The organism is Tissierellales bacterium (genome assembly GCA_025210965.1).
Lineage (GTDB): Bacteria > Bacillota > Clostridia > Tissierellales > JAOAQY01 > JAOAQY01.
In genome coordinates this window covers 1-13811 of sequence record JAOAQY010000213.1, presented here as the reverse complement: position 1 = coordinate 13811, position 13811 = coordinate 1, and the positions used below count along the sequence as shown (strand labels likewise).

Annotated in this window: 16 protein-coding genes and 2 riboswitches; of the genes, 12 read left to right on the top strand and 4 right to left on the bottom strand. The window is 33.1% G+C overall.

The window, feature by feature from the left end:
- Positions 1-6 precede the first annotated feature (6 nt).
- Both ndk and N4A40_15315 read left to right on the top strand, forming a co-directional pair.
- Positions 7-417 carry a nucleoside-diphosphate kinase gene (ndk, locus tag N4A40_15320; protein MCT4663226.1) on the top strand — a complete coding sequence of 137 codons (411 nt, stop codon included), beginning with the start codon at positions 7-9 and terminating at the stop codon, positions 415-417.
- 27 nt (positions 418-444) lie between these two features.
- Positions 445-915 (top strand): haloacid dehalogenase, encoded by a 471-nt coding sequence (locus N4A40_15315; protein ID MCT4663225.1) that lies wholly within the window; start codon positions 445-447, stop codon positions 913-915.
- 71 nt (positions 916-986) lie between these two features.
- Here N4A40_15315 and N4A40_15310 read toward each other — a convergent pair whose 3' ends face one another.
- Genes N4A40_15310 through N4A40_15300 form a run of 3 tightly spaced genes read right to left on the bottom strand, consistent with a single transcriptional unit; the run spans position 987 to position 3285 of the window.
- Positions 987-1790 carry a MetQ/NlpA family ABC transporter substrate-binding protein gene (locus N4A40_15310; GenBank protein MCT4663224.1) on the bottom strand — a complete coding sequence of 268 codons (804 nt, stop codon included), beginning with the start codon at positions 1788-1790 and terminating at the stop codon, positions 987-989.
- 42 nt (positions 1791-1832) lie between these two features.
- Positions 1833-2486, bottom strand: coding sequence for an ABC transporter permease (locus N4A40_15305; GenBank protein ID MCT4663223.1), 654 nt, complete (start codon positions 2484-2486; stop codon positions 1833-1835).
- On the bottom strand, positions 2479-3285 hold the full coding sequence (locus N4A40_15300; protein MCT4663222.1) for an ATP-binding cassette domain-containing protein: 807 nt from the start codon (positions 3283-3285) through the stop codon (positions 2479-2481). Before N4A40_15300 ends, N4A40_15305 begins: the two co-directional genes overlap by 8 nt.
- A gap of 87 nt (positions 3286-3372) precedes the next feature.
- Positions 3373-3480, bottom strand: a riboswitch (SAM riboswitch).
- 169 nt (positions 3481-3649) lie between these two features.
- Between N4A40_15300 and N4A40_15295 the strand changes: the two genes are divergently transcribed.
- A complete protein-coding gene (locus tag N4A40_15295) occupies positions 3650-4744 on the top strand; it encodes a PfkB family carbohydrate kinase (GenBank protein MCT4663221.1) in 1095 nt (364 codons plus the stop codon).
- Positions 4738-5655, top strand: coding sequence for a pseudouridine-5'-phosphate glycosidase (locus tag N4A40_15290; protein MCT4663220.1), 918 nt, complete (start codon positions 4738-4740; stop codon positions 5653-5655). The genes N4A40_15295 and N4A40_15290 overlap by 7 nt, the downstream gene beginning before the upstream one ends.
- Positions 5656-5765: 110 nt before the next feature.
- On the opposite strand, the gene N4A40_15285 is transcribed toward N4A40_15290, so the two are convergent.
- The gene (locus N4A40_15285) at positions 5766-6002 is read right to left on the bottom strand and encodes a hypothetical protein (protein MCT4663219.1); all 237 of its coding nucleotides are present in this window, start codon (positions 6000-6002) and stop codon (positions 5766-5768) included.
- A gap of 209 nt (positions 6003-6211) precedes the next feature.
- Positions 6212-6369, top strand: a riboswitch (cobalamin riboswitch).
- Between the two features lie 116 nt (positions 6370-6485).
- Between N4A40_15285 and N4A40_15280 the strand changes: the two genes are divergently transcribed.
- From N4A40_15280 to N4A40_15245, 8 genes are read left to right on the top strand one after another with little or no spacing between them, the layout of a single operon-like run.
- Entirely contained in the window at positions 6486-7982 is a 1497-nt protein-coding gene (locus N4A40_15280; protein MCT4663218.1) for a cobyric acid synthase, read from the top strand.
- Positions 7972-8943, top strand: coding sequence for an adenosylcobinamide-phosphate synthase CbiB (cbiB, locus tag N4A40_15275; protein MCT4663217.1), 972 nt, complete (start codon positions 7972-7974; stop codon positions 8941-8943). The genes N4A40_15280 and cbiB overlap by 11 nt, the downstream gene beginning before the upstream one ends.
- The gene (locus tag N4A40_15270; protein MCT4663216.1) at positions 8936-9991 is read left to right on the top strand and encodes an aminotransferase class I/II-fold pyridoxal phosphate-dependent enzyme; all 1056 of its coding nucleotides are present in this window, start codon (positions 8936-8938) and stop codon (positions 9989-9991) included. Before cbiB ends, N4A40_15270 begins: the two co-directional genes overlap by 8 nt.
- Complete coding sequence (gene cobU / locus N4A40_15265) at positions 9979-10521, top strand: bifunctional adenosylcobinamide kinase/adenosylcobinamide-phosphate guanylyltransferase (GenBank protein MCT4663215.1); 543 nt, start codon at positions 9979-9981, stop codon at positions 10519-10521. Before N4A40_15270 ends, cobU begins: the two co-directional genes overlap by 13 nt.
- A gap of 13 nt (positions 10522-10534) precedes the next feature.
- The gene (cobS, locus tag N4A40_15260) at positions 10535-11308 is read left to right on the top strand and encodes an adenosylcobinamide-GDP ribazoletransferase (protein MCT4663214.1); all 774 of its coding nucleotides are present in this window, start codon (positions 10535-10537) and stop codon (positions 11306-11308) included.
- The gene (cobC, locus tag N4A40_15255) at positions 11290-11871 is read left to right on the top strand and encodes an alpha-ribazole phosphatase (protein ID MCT4663213.1); all 582 of its coding nucleotides are present in this window, start codon (positions 11290-11292) and stop codon (positions 11869-11871) included. The genes cobS and cobC overlap by 19 nt, the downstream gene beginning before the upstream one ends.
- A gap of 13 nt (positions 11872-11884) precedes the next feature.
- On the top strand, positions 11885-13234 hold the full coding sequence (locus N4A40_15250) for a cobyrinate a,c-diamide synthase (protein ID MCT4663212.1): 1350 nt from the start codon (positions 11885-11887) through the stop codon (positions 13232-13234).
- A gap of 13 nt (positions 13235-13247) precedes the next feature.
- Positions 13248-13739 carry an ECF transporter S component gene (locus tag N4A40_15245; GenBank protein ID MCT4663211.1) on the top strand — a complete coding sequence of 164 codons (492 nt, stop codon included), beginning with the start codon at positions 13248-13250 and terminating at the stop codon, positions 13737-13739.
- Positions 13740-13811 lie beyond the last annotated feature (72 nt).

The window sequence follows — 13811 nt, the reverse complement described above, 5'->3', positions numbered from 1 at the left end:
GCCGATATGAAAGAACAAACCTTGGTAATTATAAAACCTGATGGTGTAAAAAGAGGATTAGTAGGAGAGGTAATATCTCGCTATGAAAAAAGAAAATTTGAAATAAAAAGTTGCAAGGTTGTTTCTCCTGATCGTTCCATCGTTGAATTACATTATGAGGAACACAGCGGAAAACCGTTTTTCGAAGAATTGGTGAATTACTTTATGGAAGGCCCTGTTTTTGTTATGATAGTTGAGGGTAATGAGGCGATTGAAGTTATAAGGAATATGAATGGGGATAAAAACTTTAAAGTAGCATTGCCAGGGACTATAAGAGGTGATTTCGCAAATAGTACGACTAGAAATATAGTTCATGCATCAGATAGTGGAGAAGCAGCACAGCGGGAGATTAGGATTTGGTTTCCCGAAAAACATTAAGAAGTAAAGTTAGGAGACCGAGAAGTTATGTTGGAAATTACAGTACCAGGTTATAGAACCTACAAATTAGAGAATTTGGTTTTGGATTTTAATGGAACAATTGCCAAAGATGGAAAAGTAGAAGATGAGATATTAGAGGATCTCAGATTGCTGAGTCTTAAATTAGATGTTTATGTAATATCGGCAGATACAAATGGAAATGTACGATCGCTATTTGAAGATGAGCCTGCTGAAGTTATAGTGACATCTAAAGAAAATGGCAGCAAAGAAAAGTTTGACTTAATTGAAAAATTGGGTTGGGAAAATACAGTAGCTATTGGAAATGGAAGAATAGATATAAAAATGCTAGAGGAAGCAGCACTTTCAATCTGTGTTATGGGTGAAGAGGGCTGTGCTAGAGAAGCTATGCTAAATAGTGACATAATAATCGGAAACAGAGAAGAGGCTCTAAAACTATTATTAAAGACGAATAGATTAGTAGCTACGCTTAGAGGTTAAAGTAAAGGGCTTGTATCAAAATTGATAAATAAATCGATTTTGATACAAGCCCTTTTAATATAAATTAATTCTTATTTCGAAAATGCAGGTAAAACTCCGCCTTTGTAATTATCAAGTATATATTTTTCTACCTTTTCAGATTGAAGAACTTCTACTAATTTAGCTAAATCTTCTCTTTTTTCATCACCTTTTTTTACAGCGATTATATTTGCATATGGAGATTCAGCACCTTCAACTAAGAGAGCATCTTCAGCAGGAGATAAGTCTGCTTCAAGAGCATAATTACCATTTATAATAGCTCCATCAAAATCATCTAATATCCTAGGTAGTTGAGCAGCTTCTAACTCAGAAAATTCAAAATTTCTAGGGTTAGAAGTGATATCATTTACCGTACCCTCAAGACTTGCTGTTTCAGATAAAGTAATCAAATCATGTGCTTGAAGAAGTAAAAGTGCACGTCCTTCATTTGTAGGATCATTAGGAACTGCAATTCTAGCGCCATCTGGTAATTGATCTAAGCTAGTGTACTTTTTAGAAAAAAGACCTAGTGGTTCTACGTGTATAGTAGCAATACTGGCTAATTCTATATTTTGTTCTTTACAGAAATTCTCTAAATATGGAAGATGCTGAAAGAAGTTTGCATCTAAATCACCATTTGATACAGCTATATTAGGTTGTACATAATCTGTAAATTCTTTTACTTCAAGGGTAATCCCTTCTTTTGCTAAATCGTCTTTAATTAAATTTAATAATTCCGCATGTGGTACTGGAGTAGCCCCAATAGTCAATTTTTTTTCTTCTGATTTTGAACCACAGCCAACTAAAAGTGCAAACAATACTAAAAATAAACTTCCAACTAAAATTTTCTTTTTCATAAAAAACCTCCTGAGTATATATTATTATTTTATTTTAATTATTTAGCGATACAACATGAGTTTAGAAACTAAGCGATTGCCAAAAAATTGAATACTTTGAACTAAAATTATTATTACAATTATTGCTGCAAGCATTGTGTCGGTTTGAAAACGATAATAACCATAGCGAATAGCAAGATCTCCTAGACCACCACCACCGATTGCACCGGCCATTGCAGAATAACCTATTAGATTTATTATAGTAAGAATCATGCCATTTACAAGTGATGGAAGTGATTCTGGCAAGAGAACCTTTAATATAATTTGAAATAGCGAACTTCCCATAGATCTAGCAGCTTCTATTATTCCACAGTCGATTTCCAATAATGCATTTTCAACCACTCTGGCAATGAAAGGTGCAGCTGCAATTGACAAAGGTAAAATACTAGCACTAGTACCTATACTAGTACCTATAACAATTCTAGAAAGTGGTAACAATAAAATCATTAGAACGATAAATGGGAAGGATCTAAATATATTAACAATTCCACCTAATGTTTGATTTATATACTTATTTGGCATGAGTTGGGGATTTCCGGTAATATAAAGTATTATACCTAGTGGAAGGCCAACGATTAATGCAAAAAATGATGAAGCGAAAACCATATAAAGTGTTTCTAAAAGTGGTCCGCCTAAAAGTTCTAATATATTATCCATGTAAACTAACCTCCTGTTTTAGTGGTATTACATTTGAAATTTTATTGCTATTTGGAAAATGTCCTTTAATAGCACTTACAAAATTTTTGCCTGTTTTAGATTTAGGATTTGAGAAAATTTCCTCTACAGAATTTTCCTCAATTATTTTTCCAGATTCAATTATAGCTACCCTATCGCATATTTCCTTGACTACTTCCATTTGGTGAGTAATCATTACTATTGTAAGATTGAATTTCTTTTGTAATTCTCTTAAAAGAGACAATATGGAGTGCGTAGTCTGTGGATCTAAAGCAGAAGTGGCTTCGTCACAAAGCAAAACCTTTGGATTGTTTGCGAGAGCTCTAGCTATTGCAACCCTCTGCTTTTGACCACCACTTAGTTGAGATGGATATGATAGCTTTTTATCACTTAATTCAACTAATTCTAAGAGTTCATCAACTCGAGAATTGATGTCTTTTTTAGACCATCCTAAAATTTCGAGGGGAAAACCAATGTTTCCAGCGACTGTTCGCGAACTTAGTAGGTTGAATCCTTGAAATATCATGCTATGCTTTTGTCTAAATGATCTAAGCTCTTTATTTGAAAGGGTCAATACATTAGTAGAATCAAAATATATTTCGCCGCAATCAGGTTCTTCTAATCTATTTAGTAGCCTTATTAGAGTTGATTTCCCAGCACCACTAAGTCCGATAATGCCAAAAATGTCTCCAGAATTAATTTCTAATGAAACACCATCTAACGCTTTGAATGAAGAGTCTTTTGTTATAAAAGTCTTACTCAAATTATTTAGTTTAATCATAATAACCTCCAAATATGCTCGAAAAAAGGTCCTCCTAAAGACTAGGAGGACCTTGATTTTTAAATTTTGAGTATAAAAAAGAGACCTCTCTCATCTTCCGGTAAATTTACCGCAGGATTTAGCACCATGTATCTTAATGGAGATACTGGTTGCTGGGCGTCATAGGGCCAGTCCCTCAGCCACTCTTGATAAGAGCATTCGTATTTTGTTTTTGTAATAAAATTAATTATACGTACATAACGAGTAAAAGTCAATAGAAAATTTAAAAAAATTTTTTGAAAAAAGGTATTGAATCTTTAATGAAAACATGCTATTCTATATTTAAGCTATTGCTTAAGAAGTAAGCAAATGTTGAGGTGATGATGTGACGAAAAGAGAAGAGGAAATACTAGAATTGCTAAAAAGAGATCCGCTTATTTCTCAAAAAGATTTATCAGAGTGTTTGGGAATAACCCGTTCATCTGTAGCAGTTCATATAACAAATTTGATTAAAAAAGGTTATATACTAGGTAAGGGATATGTATTAAAAGAAGACGAGTATGTAGTTGTGATAGGTGGAGCGAATATAGATATACAGGGAGTTCCATATTCATCATTGGTTAGAAATGACTCAAACCCAGGAGAGGTAACGATGTCTGCTGGAGGGGTAGGAAGAAACATAGCAGAAAATATTACAAGAATGGGTGCAGATGTAAAACTTATAACAGCACTTGGAGATGACCCATATGGTCAAAAATTAATGAATGATTGTATTGAAGCTGGCATAGACATGTCTGCGACTACAATATTTAATGATGCTAGTACATCGACATATTTATCGATATTAGACGGCGAAAAAGACATGGATGTAGCTATAGCTCATATGTCATTGTTTGACAGAATGACGGTAGACTTGATAAAGAAAAAACATAGCGTTATACAACACGCGAAGTTAATAGTACTAGATACTAATATACCTAGAGAGACTATTGAGTATATATTGAATACTTATACACATATACCTATTTATCTCGATACAGTTTCATCAGCAAAGGCAAAAAAAGTACTTGATTTAATTGGCAGATTCCATGCGATAAAGCCAAATAGAATAGAAGCAGAGCTTCTTACAGGAATAAAGGTAAGTGATGAAAATAGTTTAAAACTAATAGGAGAGAAATTATTAGCTAAAGGAGTTAAGAATGTCTATATAAGTTTAGGAGATGAAGGAGTCTACTATACTGATGGAAATGAAAGTGCATGGCTGAGATCACCTAAAATAGATATAGTAAATGCTACAGGTGCAGGTGATGCATTTATAGCAGGATTAGTTTATGGACATTTAAATAATTATGCAATTAATAAGCGTACAAAGCATGCTATGGGAGCATCCATGGTAGCTTTAAGACATAAAGAAACAATCAATCCAAATATTTCACTGGAAACAATAAATAATATATTAAAGGAGTATGATTTATGTTAGAAAAATACTTAGAAATTAAACCAGAAGTAAAAGAAGCTTTAGAAGCAGGAAAGGCTGTAGTTGCACTAGAATCTACTATCATTTCACATGGAATGCCATATCCACAAAATGTCGAAACTGCATTAAAAGTTGAAGAAATAGTTAGAGAAAATGGAGCAATTCCAGCTACAATAGCGATATTAGATGGAGTATTGAAAGTTGGTTTAACGGAAGAAGAAGTTGAGAGACTTGGGAAAAGTACAGATGTAATAAAAGCTAGTAGAAGAGATTTACCATTTATAGTAGCTAAAAAATTAAATGGAGCGACTACAGTTGCATCTACTATGATTTTAGCAAATATGGCCGGAATCAAAGTTTTTGCAACAGGCGGAATAGGCGGAGTTCATAGAGGCGCTCAGGAAACATTTGACATATCAGCAGACCTTATGGAGCTAGCTAACACAGATGTTGCAGTAGTTTGCGCAGGAGCAAAATCTATACTAGATATTGGACTTACTCTTGAATATTTAGAAACACAAGGAGTTCCAGTAGTTGGTTTTGGAACAGATGAATTGCCAGCATTCTATACTAGAAAAAGTGGATTTGGAGTTGACTATAGAGTTGATAGCCCAGATGAACTTGCATTAGCACTTAAAGCTAAGTGGGATATGAATCTTAAAGGTGGAGTTGTAGTAGCAAATCCAGTTCCAGAAGCGTATCAAATGGACTATGATGTTATAACAAAAGCTATAAATGATGCAGTTGCAGAAGCAGAGCAGAAGGGTATCAAGGGTAAAGAAAGTACACCATTCTTGCTTGCTAAAGTAAAAGAAATTACTGCAGGTAAGAGTTTGGAAACAAATATTGAGCTTGTATTTAACAATGCAAAAATTGGAGCTCAAACAGCAGTGAAATTAGCAGAATTAGCTTAATTAAAGTAAAATATCAAAATACAAAAGCAGCGTCTAATCTCATTTGAGCTTAGGCGCTGCTTAAGTATTAACACAATCTGTAGTCATTTAAAACGACTTCCTTTCTAAACTTATTGTAGATAGTGCTGCGTTTCAACCAATGCAACTATATGATCAAGTTGCCAATAACCGATGCGTTTACATTTGTTATAAGATTTTGATTTAAGATAGTCTTCTTTACCTTCCCATAATTCCAAGTGGCCATCTTTTGTAACTCTTAAAAACTGTTCTGGTTCTAATACAAAATAACCACTAAGCATTAAAATAGCACCGACTTTTTCGATTCGACCATTTTCATTGATAATCATAAAAATCCCTCCTTTGTAAATGAAATTGGTGCATATGTGGTTTTGTACTAATAATATCGTCCACTTTTATGAAGTTATAAAGTGTATATACCCAATTAATTGTATAAAAATAATTTTTATATATAATTTTTTTGATTAAAGCGTATTTGTAACGCCATAAAATGCATAGATTGACAGCTTGAGTGTAATAAAATATAATAAGAGAGAATTAGTTTAATAAAAAAATAGGTCTTCTAATAGTAAATCATTTTATTAATATAATTGATTAGAAGTTAAATGGTAAAGAGGTGTAAATCCTCTGCAGCCCCCGCTACTGTGAGTCGTTTTATCGATGAGCCAGAAAACAGCCTAATTTATAGAGATTACAGCCGCGGAGGGCAGGACGTAATGTGTAGATGATGTTTGCGAACATGATTGTGCGCCTTTACTTACTGTAGGGTGCTTTTTTTATGCATAAAATCACAAAGTAAATGAGGAGATAATATGGCGAAAAATATAATGTTTCAAGGAACAGGATCTTCTGTTGGGAAAAGTCTTATAACAGCTGCAGTTGGCAGAATATTAAATGATAGAGGATATAGAGTTTATCCTTTTAAATCTCAAAATATGGCACTTAATTCATATATAACAGATGAAGGATTTGAAATGGGTAGAGCTCAAGTAGTTCAGGCGGAAGCAGCTAGGGTGAAACCAGAGGTTGCAATGAACCCAATATTATTAAAGCCTACAAGTGATATCGGAAGTCAGGTTATTTTAATGGGTAAAGTATATGCTAATTTAGATGCAAGTAATTATATGGCACTTAAGCAGGAGTTTAGACCAGAGATTATGAAGGCATACAATAAACTTGCGGAAAAGGCAGACTATATATTGATAGAGGGAGCTGGGAGCCCAGCAGAAATTAATTTAAAACAAAATGACATTGTTAATATGGGAATGGCAGAAATGGTAGATGCTCCAGTGATACTTATAGGAGATATAGATAGAGGCGGTGTATTTGCTTCACTTTATGGAACATATATGCTGTTAGATGAAGCAGAAAAGAAAAGAGTAAAAGGATTTATAATAAATAAATTTAGAGGCAAAAAGGAAATACTAGATCCAGGAATCAAAATGTTAGAAGATTTGATACCAATACCATGTCTAGGAGTTATTCCATATGGTTCATATCAAATAGATGATGAAGATAGTGTAACTGATAGATTTACGAAAAAAGCTGATGGATTGATACGAATAGGAGTTGTTAAGCTCCCCTATATATCAAACTTTACTGATTTTACACCACTCGAAATGGAGACTTCTGTGAGTCTAAATTATATTACACACAAAGATGATATTTCGGATTTAGATGTTTTAATTATTCCGGGAAGCAAGAATACACTTAAAGATATGCAATATGTACATGAGAGTGGGTTAGATCAAAAAATATATAGATTTGCAAGGGATAAGAAACGAATTATTGGAATATGCGGTGGATTCCAGATATTAGGAGAAAAAATAGAAGATAATCAAAATGTGGAATCTAAAATCGATTCTATAAATGGACTTGGGCTTTTGAAGACAAGAACACATATGAAACCGTTAAAAACTACTAGAAATTTAATAGGAACCTTGCTTGAAGACGGAATAATGAGCTTAGCGGGAACTAAAGTAAGTGGATATGAAATTCACATGGGAGAAACAGAGATATTAGGAGAAGAGAAAGCTTTTGCAAAACTCTCAGATGGAAGGGACGATGGAGCGATAAGTGTAGATGGGAAGATAATAGGAACGTATTTACATGGTATTTTTGAAAACGATGAGTTTAGAAAAATATTACTCAGAGAGTTGCTTTCAGAAAAAAAATTAAGCTGCGAAATGGAAAGTTTATCATACTCAGAAATGAAAGATAGAGAATACGATAAATTGGCAGAGAGTGTTGCGAATTCATTAGATATAGATAGATTGATAGCAATAATGGAGACTAGAGATGACTATTAGGATGAGTTTATTATTTTTAGTTTTGGCAATAAATATAGATTTGTTACTTGGAGATCCTCAAAGCTGGCCGCATCCAGTTGTTTATATGGGAAAGTGGATAAAGTTTTTAGAAAATAAGATAAGAAGATACATGCCGAATAGACTAAAATTAGGGGGCATTTTATTAGTGGTGCTTGCGATTGGAATTGTCGTAGCATTATCAAGTATTTTACTATTGGTTTCACTTAAAATAAATCTGTATTTGTATTATGCAATAAGTCTTTATTTAATATACTCAAGTCTAGCTGCAAAATGTCTTAGAGATGAGGTTATGAAAATATACAACTCACTTGACAGTAAAGAGAGTATATCCGAAACAAGAAGGAAAATAGGTTATCTAGTTGGAAGAGATACAAGTGAGTTATCGGAGAATGAAATAATAAGAGCTAGCGTTGAAACTGCTGCTGAAAACATAATTGATGGAATATTAGCTCCAATTTTTTTCTTTGTTGTAGGAAGCGTATTTGGTCAAGGTGTGGTATTTATACTGGTGTATAAAATGATAAATACTATGGATTCCATGATTGGATATAAAAATGAGAAATATGGAGATATAGGATTTTGTGCTGCAAAACTTGATGATATTGCAAACTACCTACCAGCAAGAATTGGAAGCATAGCTATAATTATAGCTGGTGGGCTTTGTAGCAGAGACATGAAACAAGGAATAAGGGTACTAAAAAGGGACAGAAGAAATCACAAAAGTCCAAACTGTGGATATCCAGAGGCTAGTGTTGCTGGTTTACTTAAAATACAGCTTGGAGGTAATAATGTTTATTTTGGAGAAGTAGTTGAAAAACCGACCATAGGCGATGCAAATGTAGAGCTTGAAAAAAAACATATAGTACAAACTTGCCAATTGATATACATTTCAGAAGCTGTATTTGTGATATTTTTATTAGGAGTGATTTTATTTGAATAAACACGGAGGATATACTGGAGAATCTGAACATATCAAAGATCATAGTATAAATATAAATCCATTTAAATTGCCAAGCGAGATAAGGAATTTAATTTATAGAAAAATAGATGTGCTTGGTAATTATCCAGAAGTAGACGGAAAAAAAGCTGCAAAGTTATTGGCGGATCACATTGGATTAGAGTCGAAAAATATGATACTTGGGAATGGGGCTACAGAATTAATATATTTATTTGCTAGAACGATGAAGTTTAGCAGAGCATTGATTGTAGAGCCTACATTTAGCGAATACAGAAGAGCTTTTAAATTGGCAGGTACAGAAGTTTGCAGAAAATATTTATTGAATGAAAAATATGAAATTAGTATAGAAAACCTTATAAGTCTATTATACGAGGATAATTACGATGTTGTAGTGATTTGTAGACCGAATAATCCAACCGGAAAAGGTATAGAAATAGAAACATTGAAAATACTTATAAATAAGCTAAAAGAGAGAAACATATGGTTGTTTTTGGATGAATCGTTTATAGAATTTAGTGATAGCGAGAGTTTTTTAAATAATGGTGATTTGGACAAAGTGTTTATACTTCATTCCATGACTAAAATCTATGGAGTGCCAGGTCTTCGACTCGGATATGGCGCATCAAATGAAGAGTGCATAGAAAAGCTGTATGTAAACAAAGAACCGTGGACATTGAACACATTTGCACTTAGTTTGTTAGAAGAAATTGAAACGCTTGAAGCATTTGGAAAAAATACAAAAGAGCAGATAAAATCACAAAAAAATATGGTGCTTGGGGAATTAGTCAAATTTGATGAATTTGAAATATTTGAAACTGAAACTAATTTTTTGTTTGGGAAGATGAAACACAATACTTCAATTGAATTTCAAAAAGCATTACTTGAAAAGGGCTATTATATAAGAACTTGTGAGGAATTTTTTGGTTTAGATGAAAGTTTCTTTAGGATAGCAATAAGAACAGAGAGCGAGAATAAAGGACTTATTAAAGCTATTAGAGAGTGTATGGAGGAGTTAAAATGTCAAAATTAGTTTTGTTAACAGGAGGCGCAAGGAGCGGTAAAAGTTCATATGCTGAAGAACTAATAAAAAAAGAAGGCGATAATATATTATATGTAGCCACTGCTATAGCATTTGATTCTGGAATGAAAGATAGAATTAAAAAGCATAGGGCTCAAAGACCGAGTGAGTGGGAGACTCTTGAAAGATACAGAGATTTTAAAGATTTAGAAGAGAAACAATACGATGCTGTTCTTTTGGATTGTATGACTATAATGGTTAGCAATTTAATGCTTGATGAGAAAGTTGATTATGATACATGCAGTCATGAGACAATAGATGAAATAGAGAATAGAATCAAAATGCAAGTTGAAGATTTACTGAACTATTTTGGAAGTCAAAATTTGTATATAGTTACAAATGAAATTGGAATGGGAGTAGTACCACCTTATAGAATGGGAAATATATTTAGAGACATAGCAGGAAGAATAAATCAAAATATAGCGGCGAGAGCAGATGATGTTTACTTGTTGGTCTCGGGAATACCTGTAAAAATAAAATAAGAGAGGTGTTTTTATGAAATCACTTGTTATGATGGTAACATTTCTAACTAGAATTCCACTACCGCAGATTGGAGAATTTAATGAGAAAGATTTTGTAAGAGGAATACTATATGCACCGATTATAGGATTATTAATAGGCTCAGTACTTGCTATAGAAAGCTATTTGCTAAGGCCATATTTACCTAGTATTGTGTTGGGATTTTTGATTTTTTTGACGTATTTGGTGATCACAGGAGGCCTGCACATAGATGGTTTAGTCGATTCAGCAGATGGATTGTACAGTAGCCGCAAAAAAGAAAAAATACTTGAGATAATGAAAGACAGTAGAGTAGGAACATTTGGAGCGCTTGCACTTTTAATTGTGTGCATAGGATTTATAATAGGAGCAGGTTACCTAGGATGGCAAGGAATACTCTTTGTGCCGCTAGTAGGTAGAATTACACTTTTACAGACGGCAGCTAGTGGAAAATATGCTAGATCAGAGGGTGGTATGGGAAAAGGGATAGTTGATTATGTAGATATGAAGCACTGGATGTATTGGGTTTTAATATTTGGTGCCATAGCTCTAGTAGGAGCTATTTTGATTGATAAAATATTATTTGCAATAATATTCTTAAGTTATATACAATTAATTGGGATAATGCATTTTAAGCTTCGAGATATTATAAAAAAAATTGATGGAATTACAGGAGATATAATGGGTTATAGTGTTGAAATAAGCCAAGTATTGTACATGATGATTCTAATCATTTGGATGGGGGTATTTGGATGGAGCTTGTATTTGTAAGACATGGAGAGACTACAGCAAATTTAGAGAACAGATATTGTGGTCATCTAGATATAGAATTAAGCGAAAATGGAATGATTCAAACAAAAAAATTGATTGATAAACTTGAGAATGAAAAATTTGACAAAATTTATAGTAGCCCACTTAAGCGCACCAGAATTATAGGCAACGCATTAAGTGATGAAACTGAGTTTGATGAGAGAATAAGAGAGTTTAATTTTGGATGTTTTGAAGGTATGACATATAAGCAAATTCAATCAAAGTATCCTGAAATATGGAGTGAGTGGGTTAAACAAAACAAAGACTACATTATAATGGATGGTGAATCCATGAATATGTTTGATGATAGAGTGCATAGTTTTTTACTAGACTGTTTAAAGTCAGAGTATGAAAGAATACTTGTAGTGACACATGGTGGGGTAATAAGATCCATGATGGCAAAATTATTAGAGCTAGGTGAAAAATCAAAATGGCATTTTAACATAAAAAATGCAGTTTATGTAAAGATTAGCTTTAGTGAAGATTATGCAGCGATGGATGAATTTATACAGATTAATTCTTAGGGGAGGACAGTATATGGTTTGTCAGTTTATGTTAGCTGGAACGAATAGTGGAAGTGGGAAAACCACATTTACAATAGGAATTATGGCAGCGCTTCATAAAAGAGGGATTGAAGTCCAAGGATTTAAAGCAGGACCAGACTATATTGATCCAATGTTTCATGCGAAGGTTACCGATAGAGCTTCATATAATTTAGATACATGGATGTTAGATTCAGAGTACTTGAAATATGTTTATTCAAAAGCTGCTAAAGACTCAGATGTTTCTGTTATAGAAGGCGTGATGGGATTATTTGATGGACATGGAGTAGATTCAAATGAAGGAAGCTCATCTGATTTGTCTGAAAAGCTTAATCTACCAGTAATTTTAGTAGTAGATGGAAGAGGAAAAAGCCGTAGCTTAGCTGCAGAGATAAATGGGTTTAAACATTTTGAGAAAAATACCAGAATTGCTGGCGTTTTAATAAATAGATTATCTAGTGAAATGCACTATAATTACATGAAAGAAATAGTTGAGAATTACACAGGCTTAAAATGTTATGGATATTTGAAAAAAGACGATAATTTTGGATTAAAAGAGAGACATTTAGGATTGGTACCAGCTGAAGAAGACAGTGAGCTAGAGTGTAAAGTACAATTGCTGATTGATAGAATAGAATCTAGCGTGGATTTAGATGCCATAATAGAGGATTTTAACAAGCCTTTGCTAGAAGTTATTGAGCCAGAAGCTATAAATCAAATAAAAGGTATTGCTAAAGGAAAGACAATAGCTGTAGCTAAAGATGAAGCTTTTAATTTTTATTATGAGTCTAATTTTGATTTATTAAAACATACAGGTGTAAACATCAAATTTTTTAGTCCATTAAATGATAAAATCTTGCCTGAAAATATTGATGGAATATACTTAGGGGGTGGTTATCCAGAAATATTTGCAAAAGAGTTAGAGCAAAATATATCTATGAGAAATAGCGTAGAGAAAGCCTTTAAAGAAGGGGTATTTGGATATGCAGAATGTGGAGGACTCATGTATCTCACAAAATCCATTACAAATAGTAAGGGTGAAAAATTCGATATGGTAGGATTTTTTAATAGAGATAGTTTTATGACTGATAAACTTCAAAATTTTGGATATGCTGAGGTTAATATGAAAAATGGACTTGTAATAAAAGCGCATGAATTTCATCATTCAAAAATAGAACCATCACTCGATGAGTCTTCGTTTTATGATATGAAAAAATATAGGAAGAATAAAATATTTAAAACGTGGAATGAAGGATTTGTTAAAGAAAATGTGCTTGCAAGTTATGCGCATTTACACTTTGGAAGCAATTTAAATGTTTTAAAATGGTTACTAGAAAAATTATAAGGGGAATTCAATTATGAATAATAAGACAAAACAATTAGTTACAATGGCGGTATTTATAGCACTTTCGATGATTGGAGCTGTGATTAAAATTAATGGAAGTATTGCACTAGATGCACTTCCGGCATTCTTAGGAAGTATAATACTAGGACCTGTTGCAGGTGGTATTATCGGATGTATAGGACATTTAATGTCTGCAGGTTTTGCTGGATTTTATCTAAGTTTACCGATGCATTTACTTATAGCAGTTGAAATGTTGGTAATTGTAGCGATATTTGGAAAGGTATATAGAGACGGAAATAAAGTAGTAGCAATAGTGCTTGGAATAGTATTAAATGGTCCGGTAGCCACATTCCTTGCATCACAATTAGCTAGCATTTTAGGTGCAGAGTTTGCTGGAATGGCAATGTTCTATGCTTTTATAGTTCCTCTTACAATAGCGGCAGCAGTAAATGTGATATTGGCATCTATAGTGTATGAGGGAATAAAGAAAGCTAGAAAGGAGTAATACATGATAAAAGTAAGAGATTTGACATGTATTCCATTTTCAGAAGATGATTATCTAGTGATTTCATGTGAT